The following is a 20,848-nucleotide window of genomic DNA, read 5'->3' as shown; positions in this document are numbered from 1 at the left end:
CGGTCTGGTAGACCAGCAGTGTGCACACTATTATTGGATAGTCAGACATCAAAGAATACCTGCGGACAAGGGAATTGCCATTGCGCCTGTAATGATTCCGGCTTGCAGATCGCGTGTAAGGAATTTAGCTTGGAATGCTGCGGAATTATGCAGGTACCATTAACCAGGTAGCTGATTCTTGTGAAAACTGAAGCGATATGGCCATTCATCACTGCCGGTTAAATCAACACGGAATCAAGCGCCGACCACGCATGTCTGTTTTAAGATGTTGAATATGAAAATATTGCAGGAAAATAATTCCTGCATTTGTAATTATAAGATTTTTACTGTTTATTTGATTTTCGTAATCGTATGTTACCGCACGAAATATATTTTTATATCAAATAGTGTAGGTTTATTAGAGACTTGTTTCTTGAGGCTCATCGTTATTATGCAATATATCCGCCTCGCTACTTGCTTGAATCTCAGACTCAATGCTTTCCGGCTTGATTTCAGATACATCTTGCAGTATTGAATCGCTGCCAGCCTGATCTTTATCATCACTTTCTATGTTGTTCTCGTTTGTTTTATTCTCTTCATCGTTTTTAGAACTGAAAAGACTTGTCAACCAATCAGATAAACCCATAGCACTTCTCCTTTTGTTGGAACAGCGATAAATTGTAAATCTAAGAGATATATGCACATAACATTGATTTTTTTAATCTAAGCTATGATGCCAATAAAATAAGTAGTTACCTCCTATCCAAAATTAATCTAATTGCGGCAATACATAAAAGAAATGGCCAAAACAAACCAGTTTATGAAACTAATCTGTAATGACCATTTATTATAGGAGTAATCATTTTTTGTTTTTTAAACAATCCAGCATGCTTATCTATGAGTTACATTGAGAAGCTTGCATCGAGTATTACTCATTGCTTACCACCCTTACCCAACCCTCTCAATCACTTCGAGTTTTCTGGTATGTAAGTTATTACAAGCTGTCAGTATTTGCAAATGAGGTGCTAGATCCGGAACTTTCTCCTTGATAATATTGAGCGCAAATTTGCTGAGAAACATCGCTTTTTCTTTCGCTAAGAGATATTCTGGGCCGGCCTCATCGCGATACACCCCGGAAGTCAACAGCACCACACCATCAGCATCAATCCGGCCTTCATCAATATTATTCTTGAGAAGCTTGGCTGCAGTTTCAATCGCGACGGAAAGATTCGGATCAAAAGGACCGACGATAAATGCTGTATTAATCACATGTAACCAATCAAAACCGCGTCCCACACCGAGGACCCATTCCTTGTGCTCAGCCTCTTCGACGGGGCGGTTTGTTGCCCGGATCTCGGCAACGTGTTTAATATTTCCTCGCACCAACGGCATCAAATCCCGGATAATTCGTTCGGGCATCGTGGGATAGAGCGACCGGAGCATTTCTTCAAGCTCGAGCTGGGACGATTCTTTTGCATTGGCTAAATCAATGGAGCGACCGTCTTCACCATGAAGAATCAAAGCGTCCAAGTCAGTTTCAATGCCGCATACGATAGGCATTACTGCGCCGTTTTTACCATACACTGATTGAAATTGATTTTTTAGCTTAACAGCTGCAGCTTTTGCCGCTTCCGTATCATAATGAAAGCCACGACAACCGCGATGCGTATCGCCACGTGCAAAGTGATAAGTCACAAAGACTAAACAATGTCTGCCGCGGCTGATGGAATACTCAACCCAATTATCGATAGCAGCCTGAAAGAATGGCCAGCCCAAATCAAAAATACCACCCAGATTGCGGAATGGTTGAATGATCCCAAGGGCGGTTTGTGTCATAACCGGTAAGTGCAATCGGCCATCCATACATTTTAATGCGGCTATCTCAGTTGGATGTTCCCCTCGGTATCTGCGGCGCTCTGTGGCCAAGTCCATGAAAGCTTGCGAATGTTTTGCATTTAAATCGAGTAAATAATCGATTCCTGTATTCGAATTTTTCATCATTCTCCTAAAAAAATTTAGCATATTTTATTAATTATGAGCTTATATCTAGTGGGTCGTTAAGGTTAATCGAGATAGCCATTCTTCCGAAGCAATTTGATTTATATTAAGAATGTAATCTGGATAAAAACCTAGAGCTAATATTAGCAGCGCCGGAATGAGTAGTAAAATCATTTCGCGCGATTGCAGATCAATCACTTGTTTCACATCATCATGAATGATCGGCCCCAAGAAAGTCCTGCGCGTATAGGAAAGCATATAGGCAGCGCTTAATATCGCACCCGATAACGCGGCGACACCTAAAACGGAATGTGCGCTGATTGCGCCAAGGATCATCAGTAATTCCGCCGGGAAACCGCTGGTGCCGGGTACTCCGATACTGGCTAAGGCAAATAGAAAATAGAAGGCAGTCAATTTCGGCATTACTTTAGCAAGCCCACCCAAGTGAATGGCTTCGGTACTGCCAAGCCGATGTTGTATAAAACCGGCAATCAGCATCAGGGAACTGGCAACCAGCGTAAAGTTCAACAACTGAAAAATTGCGCCTTGGAATCCTTGTATGTTCAGTGATGCAACACCAACCATAACCAATCCGACGTGACTGACGCTGGCATACGCGAGCAGACGCCGCAAGTTGGTTTGTTGCAGCGCGATCAAAGCGCCGTAAATTAGAGTAAAAGCGCCAATGACGCTCAAAATCCAGCTATATTCCATGGTAGCAAGGGGTGCTAGTGGCATCGCGAACCGTAAAATGCCATAAATACCCAATTTCAAGCCCACAAGAATAGCGACAACATGTGTTGGGCCTTCGGCCGCGACTGTCGGTAACCATGTATGCAACGGAACAAGCGGCGATTTCACGGCGAAACCGAATAACAACAAGAGAAAGACGAGTTTCTGCAGATCCTGCGGTAAAGCGGTCTCAAGTAGGATAGGTAAGCTGAAGGACAAGTCCGCAGGGATTTGCCCGCCGGATTGTATAGCATGATTTGTCGCCAATACAATGATCGCCAACAGCAAGGTGACGCCGCCGGATAACATGAACAAGGTATATTTCATTGCTGCGCTGCGCCGTTGCGAACCTATTCCCCATAAGCCGATCAAGAAGAAGAAGGGCGGTAACGTAAGCTCCCAGAACAGGAAAAATAACACCGTATCCAAAGCGCAGAATATGCCGATACTGACACCTTCGAGCGCCAGTAACAAAGAAAAATGAAAGCGTGCGGAATGGGAAATCGTGTTCCATGATGCCAGCATCGTGATGATGGTCAGCAATGCTGTCATCGGGAGAAATAAAACTGAAATGCCATCAACGCCAATCAGATATTCAATATTCAAAATTGGAATCCACGCGCGGCGTTCAACAAGCTGAAATTCGTTCTTACCGGCATCAAATAAAATGAGGGCACAAATGGTCAGAAGGAGCGATAGGACGGCGACAAAAAGAGCAACTTGTTTTGAGAAATCAGTGTTTCGTATTGATCCGGCCAATACGGCTCCTAAAAGTGGAACAATAATTGTCAGGCTCAGCAGCGGAAAGTCAGCTTCAATCATTCTAATTGTCCTTTGTAATCATAGAGTGCGTTGCCAACAGCTTATCGGTGTGAAGCGCATCTGTATTGTTATGAGAGTTGTTGCCGGTAGAACTAGAGTGAATATTTTGATCAATGATATTCAACCACGGCGAAGTATTGATTCCAGTTGCAAGGAGCAAGCCGCAAATGGCAATGGCAATAATCCACTCATTTCTGGGGGATGGCGGGGAACTGGCTTGATGTATGTTAACAAAGGGCCCTTGGAAGCGCTTTGGCGACGCAATGAATATTTGCTGAAAAGCGCGTAACAGTAATCCAACCGTCAAAACGTTACCGAATAAAATTGCAATGGCGATGAGCCATCCTTGACCTTGGATAGTGCCATCAATTAGCAAGTGGATGCCATCGAAACCGGGAGTGCCCGGCATTCCCATCGTACTCAGGGCACAGATCACAAACAGCACCGCAATCGCTGCGTTGGTATCAAATATACCGCCCAAGCGCGGAATGAATGCGGTGTGCGTGCGCTTGTATATCATACCGAGGCTCAGCAATATGCCGGCTGTCGCCATACCGAATGATATCGCCAAAACGATCCCTCCTTCCATGCCATGTGTGCTGAAGTCAAATAAGCCGACGGTAATTAAGCCGGTTTGGCTGATAATGGCAAAAGCGATTAACCGGCGGAAATTGATTTGCATAAACGCCAGTAATGCGCCGTAAAAAATTCCGATCAAACCCAGCATCGTGACAAACCATGCCCAGTGTTCTGCAACTTCAGGCAGCAGGGGAATTAAATAGCGTACGATGGCATAAATACCGAGTTTCAGGCTGACTAGAAAAATTCCGACACTCGCAATGGTTCCATGTTCAGCGACGACTGGTAACCATGCATGAAATGGAAACAATGGCATGCGAATGGCAAAACCAAATAACAACAAGAAAAAAATCAATGTCGGATATTCATGTGTGACGTTGCTTTCCTTCAGAACAAGCCAATCGAACGATAAGACGTCGGTGGTTAACATGATGCCGAATCCAAGCATCATGAAACCGGCTAACGTCATCAATAATCCGCTGCTAAAGTGTTGTAGCACTAATGCGACAACCCAGCGCCGGTTCTGGCTGGATCCCGATCGTAATGTCATTAAGACAATAGGGATCATTTCAAGAAAACACCATAACCAGAACTGCATGGCATTCAGTGCCGCAAAAGCGCCGATGAGAATCGCTTCATAACCCAATAGTGAAGCAATATGAGTGCGGTCTGACACATGCCGCGCCGTGAGGGTATAAATCAGTGTCAGCAACGCTAGCGTGGTTGTCAGCAGTATGAATAAAATATTAGTACCATCGACGCCGACTGTATAAGTTACACCCAGGCTCTGATAACGCTCATAGAGTTGTATACCCGCGAGATCTGCATTAAAAGCAGATAATAAATATACGCTCAGTAGGAATGTCGATACCGTTCCGGCAAAACCGAGGCGCAAGGCGGCTACGGGCGAGGATGTTAAGATTACCGCTATCATCGCTGCCACGGGTATGAGCGTCAGTATCGATAAAATTGGAAATGAAACTGTTTCCGACCAATAAGTAATATGTGTAATATCCATCGAAACCTCAAACTGAAGCAGCAATCATTAAGACAATGAATACGAACAAGACCAAATAGCGCGGCTTGAGAATAAGATGTTCAAAAGTATTCGCTATTTGTCCAAGTCTTCTGCCAATATCGACGGTATCCATACCGATACCACGCAAAACCAGGCGGTCTTCAAACCAGCTCATGATATTGGCTATCCATTCAAAGAATTTACCGGCTATGCCACTGCCACTGACAAATTCAATGTGTATACCATCGCGGATATCTTTATCCATGTTTTTCTCCAATTGCGTCAGCGATGAAATCGTATAGTTTGAAGAAACAGGCGCACCCATGGCTCGATCAATGATGTTTTTATCGAATCGGTCCAAATCATGCCCCAAACCGTAAATAGGTCTAACCAATGTTCTATCCGCAATGGGATCAAGCCAGAAGCGCTGCAACGATGCGATATATAACCAGCGTTTATTGGCGATTGCGGCGGCTACCGGTTTCATCGGATTGCCGTAGACATAGCGCAATAACGAAGGTGCCGTTAATACCTGATAATTTCTCACTATGGCATGCGCGCACAAGTGCCAGCTCGCCAATTCCCAGAAACCTAGACCACATTCCAGAAACATCAAACCAAGCTGACCCGATATGGCAAAGCAGAGCGAGCTTTTAGTATCCGTTTGCGTCAATCCGACTATATAGCTGTAAACTGCTGTGAAAAAGCCAATGACGACCAATACAGACATCGTAAGCGGCGCACACTCAATAATCGGCCGCAATAAAATGACCAGAAAGATACCGGCATGGATCATCACGGCGCCATAGAACACAGCACTTGATGGTGTGGGTCCTTCCATTGCCCTTGCCAGCCATGGCGTAAATGGCAGTTGTGCCGATTTTGCGACAGCTGCGACAACAAAACATAAGCTGATTACTGTGGCAGTTGGGGTGGATAGATTTGTGGCGATATCATTCAGCGTGATCCAATTGGTGGTTCCTGCATAGTAAAAAGAAAGCGCTATGCCTAAAATAAAACCGGCATCTCCAATCCGGTTAGTGACGAAAACTCGGGTGGCATTAATGACTGCAGTCGGCCGGTCATAAGCAAAAGATATTAATAAATAGGAGCATAATCCTGCAATTTCCCAGCCGATAAATGTGCCAATTGCGTTACCCGATAGTATCAGTAGCAGCATGCCCGAAGAGAATAAACATAAAACAAAGAAAAACCGGTGGAAGCCGGGTTCCGCGTGAATATAATTCGTTGAGAAGCGTGCGATGATGAGCAGAATAATCGAGAATAGTGCGGCTGCAATAACGCTGAAACCCGAAGTGATGAAATTGAATTCAACGGCAAGACTTCCGCTGTTCAACCATTTTCCCAGGGTGACATGGTTCGGGTTGATTCCGGATAAATCAGCGCCGAGTAAACCGATCGCGATCAAGCACGACAAGGTAACGGCGCTTTTCGCCGCTTTTGCCGTGATGAGCTCGTCTTGCTTACCGCTGATGCGATTGAACAAGATACCAAAACCGATGAATGCAGCAGCGAGGAATGGCAATAACGGTATCAAAAAAACCAAATAATCCATATTAAGCTCCTGTCACATGAGGTTGCTTGATTAGAACAGGCGGCAAAGGCACATTGATGTTCTGATAATAAGAAATCGACGATTCATATTCAGGCACCTGTTTCTTTTCCGCTTGCCAAGGGGCGAATCCAACGCCGCGTTCAAACACGGAGATTTCAGCTGTGTCGGGATCAATCGCACTCAGCAAAATCCAGCCGCCGCCCACAAGTTCCCGGATACTGGCTTGACGTTCATAGATCTGTCCCAGGATTTCGGTTTTTGCTTCAACCAGAACTTGCAATCGAAGCGGTTCATGAATTTCGATCATTTGTTTGGTTAAACCGGTTCGCAGATCGCTGCTGGTTCCTTCGAGTACACCGAACATGCCGGTAATGTTGTGTGTGACCTTGGAGCCGGAACCGAAATAATCGTTATTGACCGTGGAAAAGTAATATTCCAGATTGATACCCGCACCCACCGGGCCGACTGCTAGCAATAGGTTTTCCAGCAGCTTGCCATCGGCGTCCTGTGTAGGATCGTAGGAAATGAGAAAAACGCGCCGGTCCAGAAACGTTCCTTGCGAAACGGAGCGCCGGCCAACGATGGCCGCAGCAATCGTGGCATGGTTGAATTCCGGGAATGCTTGAGAAAAATCGTTTGCGCGTAGAGTTACATGTTCTTTTCCGGCTTCAAGCGTGCGTGGATTATTAGCAGAGACGAATCGCCGACAACGCTCGTGTGCGGAAGCTTTACTTGCTTTGATCAAATCATTTCTGAATGCTTCGAAAGCAGGCAGTGCGCTTTGCGGAATATCCTCAAGATCATACCAATAGTATTCATCGCTGCAGGTGTCGTGTTCAGCGCCGACAAACCAGGTATCGTCGGGAACGTGAACACCTCGTTCCGCCAGTAATTTTCTGACTTCCGGACGATTCGCCATGGCGGCAAAAAGGCGTGCATTCGGTCCGCCGCGTTTGCCGCTGCAGGCGCCGCAGTTGTAACCGAATTCATGCGGATTATTGAGATTGGTCGAGCCGTGCCCGGCCAAGCAAACAATCGGAGCGAAGCCGTACGATAAACCGGTTGTGCGCATGAAAACCGCTAACCGGTCGGCTTGTTCGGTATCGGTAAAACCCAGCCGTGGTTGATCCGGAGTTGCGGGAGTATCTGAAGCGGGAGCCTTGAACATTAGCTCGGTAGGGATTTTCTTTTCAATATTTTGCCGTATTGAAGTATTTAGCGCTACAAAATACTTAGGCAAAAATATCCTGCCCAGTAAACCGGCAAATACGACCGGCGCTAACGCATCAATGATCGCATGCGAGAAAATAAGACTGCGCCGCAGCGATTGATTCATCAAATAAGCCAGCTTTCTATAGAAACGATACCCTTTGGAATGTTCTTGCAATAACGGCTCCGCGCCTTTTCGCGGCACTTCATTGACATCATTGGCCGGCTGCACGACCACAGGGCATTGCATATTAGTTTCAATGTCGTCAATCCCTTTATAATTCATGGGTACACCAAAAAATCCTGCCGCGCCGATCGTCTCGATGGCAGGATTGATTTCTTCCAGTTGACGGCGCAGACTTTCTTCGCGGTCATCCATGCAGGTAACGATCTGCGCTTGCGGCCGCTGTGCGCGTTTGGCCCAGCGTCCCCGGTTGATATTGGCGCGCAAAACTTGAAAGAAATCTTCGCGATAGTGATATTCGTAAGCGTATAGCCAAATTTTGCTTCGTTCCGGTGCGGTAAATTCGTCGAGTACATTGAGCAACTGTAACAAATCGTTTTTTTGCATGCTTTGAATATCCGCAGCGGTCAGTCCCAGATGCTGGCACAAGCGGAAAAGCCGCCAGCCGCTATTAAAAGCAGCATGCTCGAAATCTTTTTTTACTAAGGGACTGAATTGCCAGGTCCATGTCAGATCCGCCAAAGACTGCCATTCCTCTCGTCTTTCGCGTTCAGAGCCGGTGCGCATAATCAGGTCTTTGGCGATAGTGGCCAGATATTCTGGTAAATCTCCGCCGTAGAGTTGCTTCCGAACCATAAACTCGGACAAGTTTCTGCGAAAATAATATTCGATCGTTCCCAGCTTAGCTTCTATTTTCCAGGTATCTTTACAAGCCTGATTGAGCCACAATCTGTTCAGTGTCAGGCGGATAGCTAGATAATCGGCCATATGCAGCGTTGCGTCATTTTCCGTATGGTAGTCGGGATTATGCTGGCGCCAGTTGATCATTCCCGACCAACCCGGCAACTCAAGCGCCAGTTGCTGGATATAACCTTCCCATTTATCTTGTGGAATCTCCATGTTGGTTAATTGCAGAATAATGCAATCGACCGGATCTTCCGGTGTTTCGTCGACAATGTTTTGCCAGTCAGGTAAATCGTGTAGAAAAGGATTCACGTCGAAATGCGCTGTCGAACGCCAAGCCGCATAGAGTCCCAGTTTGCTGCGGCCGGGCAATTGCCATGCCGCAACGCCTTCATCCAGCACCGATGCGCAGATTCGTATAATCTGCGGCCTAATGGAATAAAGAATATCGATACCGCTTAAAGCCAGAACAAAATCGCGTAATGTAATTTTGCTGCCGATTTGCGCCAACATGGCATTCAGCTCGGCTTCGGCATCCATTCTCATTTTTTGATGCACTGGAATGCCTTCCCCGTTGGCCAGTGTTATTTTGATTTTTTCCAGCCACTCTTTTGCCTGCTCCTCCGAGAGATCCAACATGTTCTCCGGATGCAAATCGGTGAGTTCAATGCCGAGTTTGCTCAAAATACTTTCCCAGAGATGTTTAACGACGATACTGGGATCCGAAATACAGCTGAGCATTCGCGCACGGGCTTCTTTAGAGACATCCGGTTGAATGGTATGCAACACATTCATCTCTTCAATCTGCCAGTTCAATTGACTGATCGACAGGGTGGGCAGCTCGTGCAATAACGCAACTTGATAAATATCCTTACGCCGGATTGTCAGATCGTTGGCATGAAATACAACCTGTTCGGATTGCAAGTTTTTGGTATGTTCGAATGCAGCCGAAAGATCCGTATCGGTAATCCGCCCTTGCTGATAAAGTTCGCGGTTCTTCGCATCCGGCAGATAACCATAAACACCGGTTAATTTTTCATACTCTGCCAAGCCTTCTTCAAACGGGAGGTGTTGAAAGCCATGAATCGTGTTGTGATGCACAAATTTGTGCAGCGGGCGTTGCCCTGGGAGAATATGATCCAAGTGATCAATTGTTTCAAGAATGTGGTGACGCAAATCGTGAGATTCAGAAGTCATATCAGTTATCCTATTGAATACTTTGAATGATGGTGCCATTCATTTGGTTCATGGTTGCCATGGAAAGGTCAATCAAAGGCGCTGGCCACAAACCGAACATAACGATTAATACAACCAAGAAGCCAGCCGCAATGAGTTCGTATAGCTTTAAATCCTCGATATTACGCATCTGAGGTTTTACTGGACCAGTGAACAACATACCGATGGTGCGCATGGCATAGGCTGATCCGATCATGATGCTGACTCCAAGCAGGATCATGAGATTGCCCCATTGCTGGAAGCCACCGACAATTGCGTGCAGCTCGGCAATAAAGCCGACAGTGCCCGGCAACCCCATGGCAGCAAATAATGTGATCGTCATGAACAAAGCGAAGCGCGGCATCACTCTTACCAAAGAGCTGTAGTCCAGAATATTGCGGGTATGGGTGCGTTCGTACAGCAAACCGACCAGCAAGAACATTGCTCCCGCCACCAGGCCATGTGCGGTCATCTGTAAAACAGCGCCAATCAGGCCCGTTTTATTCATCGTGGCAATATCGAGCAGGATGATCCCCATATGACTGACCGAAGAATAAGCTACCATCGCTTTCATATCCGTTTGCCGCCACGCCAGAACACCGCCATAAATCATTCCGATCAATGCCAGGGTTATTAAGAGCGTTTGCAGCATTTGCGTGGCTTCCGGCAGCATGACAATCACTCTTATCATGCCGTAAGCGCCCATCTTGAGAAGAATCCCGGATAGCAGGATACTGACCGGGCTCGGCGCTTCAACGTGTGCGAGCGGCAGCCAGCCATGTAACGGAAAAATGGGCATCTTAACGCCGAAGCCGATGAGAAAACCGATTAAAACCCAGATTTGCTCGTCTCTCGGCATACTCTGCGCAGCAACGGTCATCGCTGACATCAGAGTGCCGCCATGCGGCGGCATGTATTGACTGATCGCCAGCAAGCTGATCAGCATGAAAATTGAGCCGCCCATCGTATAAAGCACGAAATTTAAACTGGCGATATGACGGCGTGTGCCTCCCCAGCGGTCAATCAGCAGAAACAGCGGCGCTAAGGTCAACTCCCAGAAAATATAGAATAATGACCAATCTTGCGAAAGGAAGACACCCAACATACCAAGTTCCAGTAGCAAGATACTGACATAGTAGCTTTTGATGTTGCGCGCAATGTTGAAAGAAGCGAGTAGTGCTATTACAGTGAGCAGTGCGGCCAATACCACCATGGGTAGTGATAATCCATCGACACCTAATGCAAGTGCAGTATTTAGTTTAGGATTGAAAACAAAATACTCATAGAACTGTATCTGACCATCCGATCGATCATAATTAAGAACCAGCCAGAAACTTAAGAGAAACGCCAGGAGTGCGGTTAGATTAGCTGTGAAACGGATTTGGTTTGTGTTCTTACTCGGAATTAACGCAAGTATCAGAATACCTAATACTGGTGTTAGAAGTAATGTACTGAGTATTCCCATCGAGCGATTTATCCTTTTATTATAAGATTATGTTTTTATTAAAAATATTTATATATAATTCAATATATTAGTTTTAAATTTTTAAGTGAACCTAAATCTGATGAATGAACCGAACCAAAACTGCTTTGATGTCAGAAAAACTGCACTATCAGAAATCATTAAATCCCTGTTACCGTAAAAGTAAGCTAACACAATGAATGTGAATAAAAAGTGAAATGGGTGTGAATAAAAAGTGAAGATGGCAAGATATGAAAAAACTTTCTCAAACCGGTTGTCCGGCTACAGAGAATCGAATTCATGGTGTTTTAGCGGTTTTTAATTGGGCAAAATGCAGAGTATTCTTTTGCGTTAATTCAAAAGTGCAGATGCAGAAATTTTTTTTCGCTTGCAACAAAAAAATGAAAAGATGCGAAATCGTTACCCTATCTGGAATTAATGGGCCGCATTGACTGAAAGTTTTATCATGAATGTCGCTAAAACTGAATAAGTTACTGTGTATAAAATTTAATTAATTTTAGATATTCAATTTCGATTGGAAATATTGTGAATATTTTGTGAGAATGTTGTAAAATTTATGTGAAGTTTGCCGTTTTTGAGATTCTGAATTAATCGGAATGCGTCTGAATAGGCAAATTTGCAAACTCTTCTATAGGAGGCTTTATGAAAATGAGCCAATTTATTTTTGTGACGGCAATAAAAATCTGCTTTGTGGTGTTCGGTATTATTCCCTTGGTCAGCGTTATTTTATTTGGCGCTCTCCCGGCATTGCCACAAATACACTCTGTTGTAGGTTGGGTGGGATTGGAAGTGATGAGTGGATCAATTCTGTTTCTGAGCTATCTTGCTGTTGCAATGTTGTATATTGTGTCAAAAAATAAAGCGCATTTTTCTTCAGTAAAAGTTACAGCTTAAACCCTTATTAGCTTTACAAGGAGTCAATGCTTACAATCCGCCGTAAGTACTGACTCCTTTTTTATTCCTCTTCGATATACTTTCAATCCATAAACCCATACGGGTCTCAAATCTTTCGAAATTCCGCCAGTATTTCAATATGCGGGGTGTGCGGAAACAAGTCAATCAGTTGAACCTCGTTTATTTGCCAGCTGTTTTGTTGAAAGAACCAAGCGTCGCGCGCGAAAGTTTCCGGGTTACAGGAGATATAGATAATCGTTTTTAACGCTGCGAAGCAGGAAAAAAAGCCCTGATGCTTTTTTAGTCCGGCGCGTGGCGGGTCTAAAACCAAAGTTGTTGCATCGCATACCGTTTTTTGTATGTTCCGCCAAATTGATGGACTGAAAAGATCCGCAACTTGCGGGGTCACTTTGGCCAGAGCTTTGCTTTTCAATACTTGAATGGCATCCGGATCGGATTCGTAAGCGAGCAGTGCAGTGCAGTTTGATTCTGCAATGATTTGTGTGAAATTCCCCGAACCGCAAAATAATTCCACCACTTTTCCTATCTGGGAGTTGCGAGCGAGTGTGTTCCGCAACCACTGTTGCATCCATTGATTCTGCTGCGTGTTACCCTGTTTGAACGGGCGTTTCCGGTTTGTACGGATTTCGTCCGGTTGCATGTCGTCATCCAGCTCAATAAACAGCCAATTGTCTCCGGAGTTTTCCTGCCAAGTTTCATTGGGTAACTGCTGAATCGCTGTTTGCAGCAGGCTCCGGCAGCGTTCATTGAGTACCAAACAATCATCCATCGGTGCGATTTGCTGCGAGTTTTCGGATACGAAACCGAGCTTTATTCCGTCCGTTTTGATTTGACAGCGGTTGCGGTAGCCATAAATTTGCGGTGCTGGCTGAATAGCGTTGACATTCAACTGAGCCGGATCAAAACCGGCCCGCTGCATGGCATAAAGGAAGCGATTTCGTTTTTGCTCGAGCTGGCTTGTATAATCAGCGATCATCCAGGAGCAACCGGTACAGGCATTTTCTTCCAAACTGACAAAAGGGCATGGGGGTATTTGTCTTTGTGCAGAAGGATGTATGAGCTGTATCAATTTGGCATAGGCAAATTTTTTATTATTCAGTGGTTTGTCGATGATTTCAAACTCACCGCTATCTCCTGGCCAAGTGCCATAAACAAAATAAGAAATGTTATTCTCGGTGTTTTTGACAACACCCAAGCCCTTTTGCGATAAATGCGTTACCGTTCCTGTGAATTTCATGATGAATAGTCAGTTATATTTATTGAAAAGGAAAATCCGTTATGGCGAATCACTATGAAAATTTTGCTAAAGATCCTGAATTGTTGAAAGCCGATTTGTCACCATTGCAGTATCAGGTGACGCAAAATGCCGGCACCGAACGGCCATTCCAGAACGAATATTGGGATCACAAAGCTGCCGGGATTTATGTTGATATTGTATCGGGTGAACCGTTGTTTGCGTCAATTCATAAATTTGATTCGGGCACCGGTTGGCCTAGTTTTTACCGACCGATAAATGAGCAATATATTCGGCTTAAGAGCGATTACGCGTTGTGGATGCCGTGTACGGAAGCCCGTAGCCGTTATGCGGATAGTCATCTGGGGCACGTGTTCAATGACGGTCCGCCGCCAACGGGCTTGCGTTATTGCATCAACTCTGCCGCATTAAAGTTCATCAGAAAAGAGGATTTACAAGCAAAAGGCTACGGCGAGTTGATCGCATTGTTTGTGGATGAAGAAAGAAAATAGGCTCGCAATGACAGAAACCAAGCCATCCATTGAAGAATTGTTGACTACACAACGCCTGCCAACCCTATTACAAGCGCTTGTTTGCTTTGCCGGTGTTTTTCTGTTGATTTCGCTTGGTATGTTCGTATTTGCGATCAGCATTCATGCCGTTATTTTTCTGGCGTTGATCTGGGTGTGTCTGCAAGCGCGCTGGCTAAGTCATTCCTTTCTCGATATCCGGCGCATGATGGATGATGGCATCATCAAAGCGCTGCCAGCGATCTATATTTTTCTGTTGATCGGTATGGTCATTGCCAGTTTCATGCAGAGCGGCACTATCGCAAGCCTGCTTTATTACGGATTGGATTTGTTGAGCCCGGGCACATTTCTGGCGGCAGGGCTGATTTTATGTTGCTTCATGTCGGTTGCTACAGGTACTTCCTGGGGTACGGTTGGAACCATTGGGGTGGTGTTGATCGGTATCGGTGAAGCGATGAGCATTCCGCTGCCGCTCGTGGCCGGCATGATCATTTCCGGCGCCACTTTCGGCGATAAATTATCGCCTATCTCGGATACCACTAATCTGGCGGCCATGAGTGCCGGAACGAGCTTGTACCGGCATATTGGTTCCATGCTATACACAACGGCACCGACGTTACTGATTGTTCTGGTGATCTTCATTATTATCGGAGAGCACTACAGTGATAATGCCTTGCCGCGAGCGCATATTGATGAAATTCGTACTGCTTTGGCAGGTGCTTATCAATTAAATGGCTGGGTGACACTGTTGCCGCTGCTGCTAATGTTTGGTTTGAGTATCAAGCGCTACGCCGCCGAAGTGAGTATGTCGTGCAGTATCATATTGGCCATGATGATTGCCATCGCTTATCAAGACAGGGATGGCGTTGATGTGTTCAACGCATTGTGGGTAAATTCGCCGGGTACTACCGGAATTGAGAACATCGACGATTTACTCGGACGCGGCGGGTTGTACAGCATGGCGTGGACGCTATTATTGTCCATCATGGCGCTGGCGCTTGGTGGAGTGATGCATCATGCACGGTTTCTGCAAGTGCTGCTCACGCATATCATCGCACGCATTCAGCGCGTCAGCACATTGATCGCGACCACCATCCTGTCCGGATTGATCGGCAACATTGCGATGGGTGAGGCTTATATTTCGATTATTCTCAATTGCCAGCTGTTCAAGAGCATATATCTTGAAAGGAAGGTCGATAGGGCAGTGCTGTCCCGCTCAGTTGAAGAAGGCGCTACCTTGACTGCCGGACTCATTCCATGGACAACAGCAGGTACTTTTTATGTGGCGACACTGGGTATTCCAACATTGGATTATGCGCCCTATGCGTTGCTGAATTTATTGAATCCTTTTGTTTCCATTGCAATGGCCATCGTTGGAATCGGCTTGTTGCACGAGAAAAATACATCGCGATCGCATAAGGAATAGAGATGAAAGAAGTATCAAATCACCGCAGTCATTGGAAAACCATACGTATTATTTTGGCCGCTCTAATAGGCGGATTTTTATTGTCGTTTCTTGGCTTTGGCTTACTGTGGAGCGGTATCCCTTGGCATACTCAGTTAATCATGATTCTGCCATTTTTGCTTTTATCCTACGGCATATTGCGCTGGAGCAATGGTGCGATGGGGTTGTGTGCTTTTATCGGCATTGGCGCCGCGCCGCTTGGACTATTGATCATGCAGTTTCGTGATACAAACGGTTCGCACTTAATGACAATACTGATCGTGACCGGCTGGTTGATCGGAATCTGTGCCGGTTGCTATTGGGGGAAGCTGTCTCAGAAATCTTCGGTAAATTCGTCAAAAGATGTTGTTTCGTTTTGATTTTCTCTTCCGCAAGAAAGCCGCTTTTTTCTGCTTAAATGGCTTGGAGCAATGACATTCCCGGGACAGAGTTCCTGGTAATCTTAGTCATAACCTACTATTAACTCCTTATAAAATAAGGATTAACAGACTATAGATTTAAATTATCCCGCAGATTAACATGCCATTCGTCATGAATTCATGCACTGAATCCACTGAACAAAGTAGGGTAGTGAAATTCAAGCGATATCAATTTAATTTTTGCTTTATTAATATTTGCGGGAGTAAGAGATGAGTAAACCATTTTATCTACACAATACAATGATTGCGGCGATGATGTTGATGACTGGAGGGGCTGCGCACGCCGGGCTTTCATTTGTGGTAACCGATACAGCCACTCGAACTGAAGCATTTAACATCGCAGGATTTGCTACATTACCCACAGGCTCAGCAGTTAGCCTTGGACATCTCGATTACACCGGGCCTGGGGCGCAAACAGTTACTTATACCTATCTGGGCCAGGAATCCGGTTTTATTGACAAATTTTATAACACGTTAAGCGGAGCCAAGCTGCTTGAATCTGATGCGATTGGAACTTCAATCAGCTCGGTTGTGAGCGCGGCCGGCCCGCTAAGCTTCAAATTTGAAGGCGATACCGGTAAATTTGCCATTAACGGCGGTCACTGGAACGAAGGCACATCGATCGGATTGATTGGTACAAACATGCTGATCGGATCTACAACTTATGCCTATGTACTTGGCTACAATGACAGCGCAGGCACTAAGCATCTGGGAGATTGGGACGACTTCGTGGTCGGTGTAAGCGCTGTTCCTGAGCCGGAGACCTATGCAATGTTGCTGGTTGGGCTTGGTTTGGTGGGGTTCTCATTAAGCAAACAGAAAAAAAGATAAAGCTTCAATGCTGTTTGTTTTTTCTGATACTTCTACCGGTAAAAAGGCGCTATTGTGAATTGGTCTGTATCTGAACTGACTTACTATAGCGTCTATGCAATAAAATTAACGGAATCTCAGAAAAGAAGAACGGTAAAAAAATACCGCCCAATTTAGTTCTAAGAACAATAACGGAGTCATACGAAATTGAAATCATTTATCGATATTCAATGCTTGCAAGCTGATAAGAAACGGCAAGGGTATTCTGATTCCGCTTCTTTGAACCGGCGTTTGCATGATCGGGACCGGCGGCAGCATGACCGGCGCGATATATCGATTTTACGTGGACAAGCACGCTATGACCGGCGCCGGAATGATCGGCGCGATTTATCTATGCTGCAAAAGCAGCCGCTCACTATGCGCGCGGAATTAGTGAATGCTGGGTTAACACCGCTTTTTTCTACGGCGGCAGGTTATCGCGCTGATTTGCTTCGTATATGGACCATTACCGAGCAAGCAGATTTAAATATTCATCTAAACAGTTACTCGGATAATTTACCTTATATCTGTATAAATCAGTACAACATCAAAGAAGCTGAGGCCGCCAGTGCCAAATTAGGCGAAATATGTCCGGATGCCATCCTGATCGATATGCGACTAGCAGCTGACAAAGTGGTCGAGCAGTTGCGGATGATCAGAAAAAAGATGGCATCCGTTAAGATAATCCTGCTTTACGAGCAAAATCCGCCGGATTTTATCGATGAGATTATCGAGTTTCGTATATCCGGGTTTTTACCGGTTGGAACCGATCATAAAATATTCGAAAAAGCGATACAGGTAATCGTTCACCGAGAAGAATTGTGGTTTCCTCATCACGTGGTGCGGCGGATATTTGATGTGTTGTCCGGATGGCACAATACTTCTTGCGCTATTCCGCCAAGAGATATCGTGCTGACTAAAAGTGAACAAGGAATCATAAAGTTGGTAACAAAAGGGTTGACCAACAAGCAGATTGCGCAACAGCTTACTGTAAGCCCGGAAACGGTGAAGAAACATTTAAAATCGGTTTTTATTAAAACCGGTGTTCGTAATCGCAGCCAATTAGTATCCGGTTATTTTTTCAAAACAAACGATTCCAATTAACGGGGTGCTTATTACAAACTACAAACAATGTTGCTAAAGCGATGTAGCTGTCCGCTTGGGTTTGGCAACTGACCATTTGATCTACAGTAATTTTTCTGCTTCGCATGGTACCCATTTAGGGAATATTAATTTTAATCATAATGTAGGATTATATGAAGGCAGAAAAGATTTTTCTTAAACTTTGAAGAATTCTATTTGGTGTATCACGGAGCGTTTCAAGTTGATTCTGTAACTTGTGTTAAATGTAAGGCAGCGAGAGTTTATAAGTAACGGGTAAACAATTTATAGCAAAGCTTAAATTTATCTATCTGAATTTGTAGTTTTAAAAAAGGAGCTTAGAATGAAAAAAAAATTAGCAATTATAACGGCCTCGATACTAAGTATCATTGCAGCACCTTCATTTGCTAGTGTCGGCGACACAGCAACTTATAAATTCGATTTACCTGCTACATCGTCATTTGGCTCAGGCTATCCTACTGTTGCAGAACTTAAAATTACAGAAACAGCGATCGGTGTCGTCACGTTTGAATTAACTCCGAATTGGGCGTCTCCAGGCTTTTCACATGATGATTCAACAGTGAATCGACTCGATTTTGTCTACCAAGGACCGGCGCTGACAGGTGCAAACTTTTCACAACCGGCAATTCACGGGGCTGATATTGATAAATTCACTTACCACAGTGATACCACGATGGACAGTAGTTACAAATCAGATGATCAGCATATCGTGATCGATTGGTTTGCACACAATAAATCCAACCGGTTTGACGATACTCCTTATACCAACAGTATTTGGACAATATCCGGTACTGGTGTAGACATTACGGATTTTACCGGTACACAGGCTACAACGACTTCGGGTAAGCCAGAACCTATTTTTGGAATTATATCGGTAGATCCTTATTCTCTGACCGATCTTCACCCAACACCTTCAAACTGGGTTTCAGCGGTTCCAGAGCCAGAAACCTATGCTATGTTGCTGATTGGATTGGGATTGATTGGATTTACACTGCGTCACCAAAGAAGTTTGTGATTGATATCTAATAAAGATAAAAATAACTATTTTCTTTTTTAGCGCAAACTAGAAAAGAAACTTTACGAGAGATTCAATGATTCTGATTGAATCTCTTTTTATTTTTTATGACTGTTAATTACAGTAAAGTTTTTTCATACTTATTGCAGTAATTACAAGTGTGAGTTTTTGCTAGGACAAAAGTCCTAATAAATCAGGAGCATTGGTCTATTGAATTAGATTGCACTTGAAGTTATTGTTACTACAAGTGACGGAATTTATTTCTATCTAAAATAATAAAAAATCAGAATTAAGTATCTTTATAGGAGCATTTAAAATGCGTGTTTTATCTGTTGTATCACTATTCACCTTGCTAAGCGGCCCAGTAGTAGCGGCGCCTGTAGTTTTTGACTTTGCCAATCTTAAGTATAGCGGCGGTATTAATACCGGTTTTCTGCCAACCGATGGTATTGCCTGCAGTGGCGGCGATCTGTGCAGTTCAAACATTGCATCGTCACTCAGCGGTGATCTAAGTTTCACCAATGGCGGACTTACCGTACACGCTAAAGGCTCATACAATAGTGGCGCTTTTGGTTCTGGAGCAGCTGTTGTTCAGGATCATGAAAATGGCTACAACGGAAAACTCTCTGGAAAAGATGCAATCGGCGCTGGTTTGGGTGTTTATCACAAGAAAGATGATACCAGTGACGATAACATCACTGAAAAAGAAGCAATCTGGCTGCATTTCGACCAGAATGTTTCATTGTCTTCAGTCGGTTTTCGTGCGGAAGGGCATAATACGACGGGTTGGATTGCTAATGCGACTTTCCAATACAGTTTCGACAATTCAACCTGGACTACAGGATTACTACCAAAAGACGTAGGCCAATTCGCTTTGAGTCACACCGGGCATGACTTTTACTTCAGATTCGGTGGCGGTAGCAAAGCAGATCAATTTTATATCAGCTCAATGACGGTATCGGCAGTTCCAGAACCGGAGACTTATGCGATGCTGTTGATCGGATTGGGTTTGGTAGGCTTCTCATTACGCAATAAGAAGGGATAATTAAAATAAAGATAAAGAATCTGTGTCTTTCTAACGTAGGCTAAAGAAGGAACACTTAAGAGAGATTCAAGCGTTTTGAATTGGATCTCTCTTTTTTATTCAAAGCTTCCGTAAGCCAGAGAAGCTTCCAGACTGAGGGAAGAACAGCAAGAGATCAGCTAGCTATCACTTGAAAATTGAGAATCATGCCGACGTTGTCGTTCCGAGCGGATGTGAGCAATCTTAAAGCTCAGAAACTATCGCTAATAAATCCGGTTTTACCACTACCAATATCACTACCGCAAACAAAACCAGAACCGGAAATTCGTTAAACCAGCGATAAAACACGTGGCCATGCTGGTTTGCGTCGTTTTTAAACGCTTTGACGTATTTTCCGCAGTAATAGTGGTAGTAAATCAATATCAAAACCAGCGCTACTTTGGCATAAAGCCAATCACCGGAAAAGCCATAACCCACCCACAGCCACACACCGAACACCACGGTCAGCACTGCACCGGGAGTCATGATGCCGTAATACAGTTTGCGCTCCATGATCTTGAAGCGTTCCTTGCCCGGCGCGTCTTCGCACATGGCATGATAGACGAATAAGCGTGGCAGGTAGAAAAGTCCTGCAAACCAGGTGACCATGAAAATGATGTGCAGTGATTTTATCCAAAGCATAGCAGTACGATTGATTAGTGTTAAAGTTGGTATGATACTGGGCTTGCGATGTTCGCGCCATCCCTTGGAATCGATGAAACCTGCACACTGTTTAAAATTGAAATGAGAAGTGAGA

The 20,848-nt window shown here is 44.7% G+C and carries 17 protein-coding genes; 8 read left to right on the top strand and 9 right to left on the bottom strand.

The features are described from left to right. Positions 1 to 397: 397 nt before the first annotated feature. The 7 genes from BLU57_RS04650 to BLU57_RS04620 all read right to left on the bottom strand — a co-directional run bounded on the left by BLU57_RS04650 (position 398) and on the right by BLU57_RS04620 (position 11,461). Positions 398 to 625 (bottom strand): hypothetical protein, encoded by a 228-nt coding sequence (locus BLU57_RS04650; RefSeq protein ID WP_090316956.1) that lies wholly within the window; start codon positions 623 to 625, stop codon positions 398 to 400. Positions 626 to 927: 302 nt separating this feature from the next. Beyond that, a complete protein-coding gene (locus BLU57_RS04645; RefSeq protein ID WP_176776362.1) occupies positions 928 to 1,980 on the bottom strand; it encodes a carboxysome shell carbonic anhydrase domain-containg protein in 1,053 nt (350 codons plus the stop codon). Positions 1,981 to 2,025: 45 nt separating this feature from the next. Next, the gene (locus BLU57_RS04640; RefSeq protein WP_090316950.1) at positions 2,026 to 3,531 is read right to left on the bottom strand and encodes a complex I subunit 4 family protein; all 1,506 of its coding nucleotides are present in this window, start codon (positions 3,529 to 3,531) and stop codon (positions 2,026 to 2,028) included. 1 nt (position 3,532) lies between these two features. After that, positions 3,533 to 5,128 carry a complex I subunit 4 family protein gene (locus tag BLU57_RS04635; protein WP_090316947.1) on the bottom strand — a complete coding sequence of 532 codons (1,596 nt, stop codon included), beginning with the start codon at positions 5,126 to 5,128 and terminating at the stop codon, positions 3,533 to 3,535. Between the two features lie 7 nt (positions 5,129 to 5,135). Then, entirely contained in the window at positions 5,136 to 6,704 is a 1,569-nt protein-coding gene (locus BLU57_RS04630; protein ID WP_090316943.1) for an NADH-quinone oxidoreductase subunit 5 family protein, read from the bottom strand. Between the two features lies 1 nt (position 6,705). Beyond that, positions 6,706 to 9,978 carry a DUF2309 domain-containing protein gene (locus tag BLU57_RS04625; RefSeq protein ID WP_090316940.1) on the bottom strand — a complete coding sequence of 1,091 codons (3,273 nt, stop codon included), beginning with the start codon at positions 9,976 to 9,978 and terminating at the stop codon, positions 6,706 to 6,708. 10 nt (positions 9,979 to 9,988) lie between these two features. After that, complete coding sequence (locus BLU57_RS04620) at positions 9,989 to 11,461, bottom strand: complex I subunit 4 family protein (protein WP_090316937.1); 1,473 nt, start codon at positions 11,459 to 11,461, stop codon at positions 9,989 to 9,991. A 660-nt stretch (positions 11,462 to 12,121) separates the two neighbouring features. On the opposite strand from BLU57_RS04620, the gene BLU57_RS04615 reads away from it, so the two are divergent. Further along, entirely contained in the window at positions 12,122 to 12,373 is a 252-nt protein-coding gene (locus BLU57_RS04615) for a hypothetical protein (RefSeq protein ID WP_090316934.1), read from the top strand. Between the two features lie 106 nt (positions 12,374 to 12,479). Here BLU57_RS04615 and BLU57_RS04610 read toward each other — a convergent pair whose 3' ends face one another. Further along, complete coding sequence (locus BLU57_RS04610; protein WP_090316931.1) at positions 12,480 to 13,631, bottom strand: class I SAM-dependent RNA methyltransferase; 1,152 nt, start codon at positions 13,629 to 13,631, stop codon at positions 12,480 to 12,482. Between the two features lie 41 nt (positions 13,632 to 13,672). On the opposite strand from BLU57_RS04610, the gene msrB reads away from it, so the two are divergent. From msrB to BLU57_RS15995, 7 genes are all read left to right on the top strand, one after another. Continuing rightward, a complete protein-coding gene (gene msrB / locus BLU57_RS04605) occupies positions 13,673 to 14,140 on the top strand; it encodes a peptide-methionine (R)-S-oxide reductase MsrB (RefSeq protein ID WP_090316927.1) in 468 nt (155 codons plus the stop codon). Next, a complete protein-coding gene (gene nhaC / locus BLU57_RS04600) occupies positions 14,124 to 15,584 on the top strand; it encodes a Na+/H+ antiporter NhaC (RefSeq protein WP_256206115.1) in 1,461 nt (486 codons plus the stop codon). Before msrB ends, nhaC begins: the two co-directional genes overlap by 17 nt. 2 nt (positions 15,585 to 15,586) lie before the next feature. After that, complete coding sequence (locus tag BLU57_RS04595; RefSeq protein WP_090316924.1) at positions 15,587 to 15,982, top strand: lysophosphatidic acid receptor; 396 nt, start codon at positions 15,587 to 15,589, stop codon at positions 15,980 to 15,982. A 270-nt stretch (positions 15,983 to 16,252) separates the two neighbouring features. Next, positions 16,253 to 16,873: a PEP-CTERM sorting domain-containing protein gene (locus BLU57_RS04590; RefSeq protein WP_090316920.1), complete on the top strand. Its 621-nt coding sequence runs from the start codon at positions 16,253 to 16,255 to the stop codon at positions 16,871 to 16,873. 186 nt (positions 16,874 to 17,059) lie between these two features. Beyond that, positions 17,060 to 17,995: a response regulator transcription factor gene (locus BLU57_RS04585; RefSeq protein WP_090316917.1), complete on the top strand. Its 936-nt coding sequence runs from the start codon at positions 17,060 to 17,062 to the stop codon at positions 17,993 to 17,995. A 340-nt stretch (positions 17,996 to 18,335) separates the two neighbouring features. Next, a complete protein-coding gene (locus BLU57_RS16435) occupies positions 18,336 to 19,028 on the top strand; it encodes a PEP-CTERM sorting domain-containing protein (RefSeq protein ID WP_256206116.1) in 693 nt (230 codons plus the stop codon). A gap of 316 nt (positions 19,029 to 19,344) precedes the next feature. After that, positions 19,345 to 20,073 (top strand): PEP-CTERM sorting domain-containing protein, encoded by a 729-nt coding sequence (locus BLU57_RS15995; protein WP_176776361.1) that lies wholly within the window; start codon positions 19,345 to 19,347, stop codon positions 20,071 to 20,073. A gap of 222 nt (positions 20,074 to 20,295) precedes the next feature. On the opposite strand, the gene BLU57_RS04570 is transcribed toward BLU57_RS15995, so the two are convergent. After that, positions 20,296 to 20,733, bottom strand: a complete 438-nt coding sequence (locus BLU57_RS04570; protein WP_090317109.1) for a CopD family protein — start codon at positions 20,731 to 20,733, stop codon at positions 20,296 to 20,298. Between the last annotated feature and the right edge of the window lie 115 nt (positions 20,734 to 20,848).

The organism is Nitrosomonas oligotropha (assembly GCF_900106555.1).
In the GTDB taxonomy this organism is placed as follows: Bacteria; Pseudomonadota; Gammaproteobacteria; order Burkholderiales; family Nitrosomonadaceae; genus Nitrosomonas; species Nitrosomonas oligotropha_A.
This window is presented reverse-complemented; position numbering and strand designations above follow the sequence as displayed.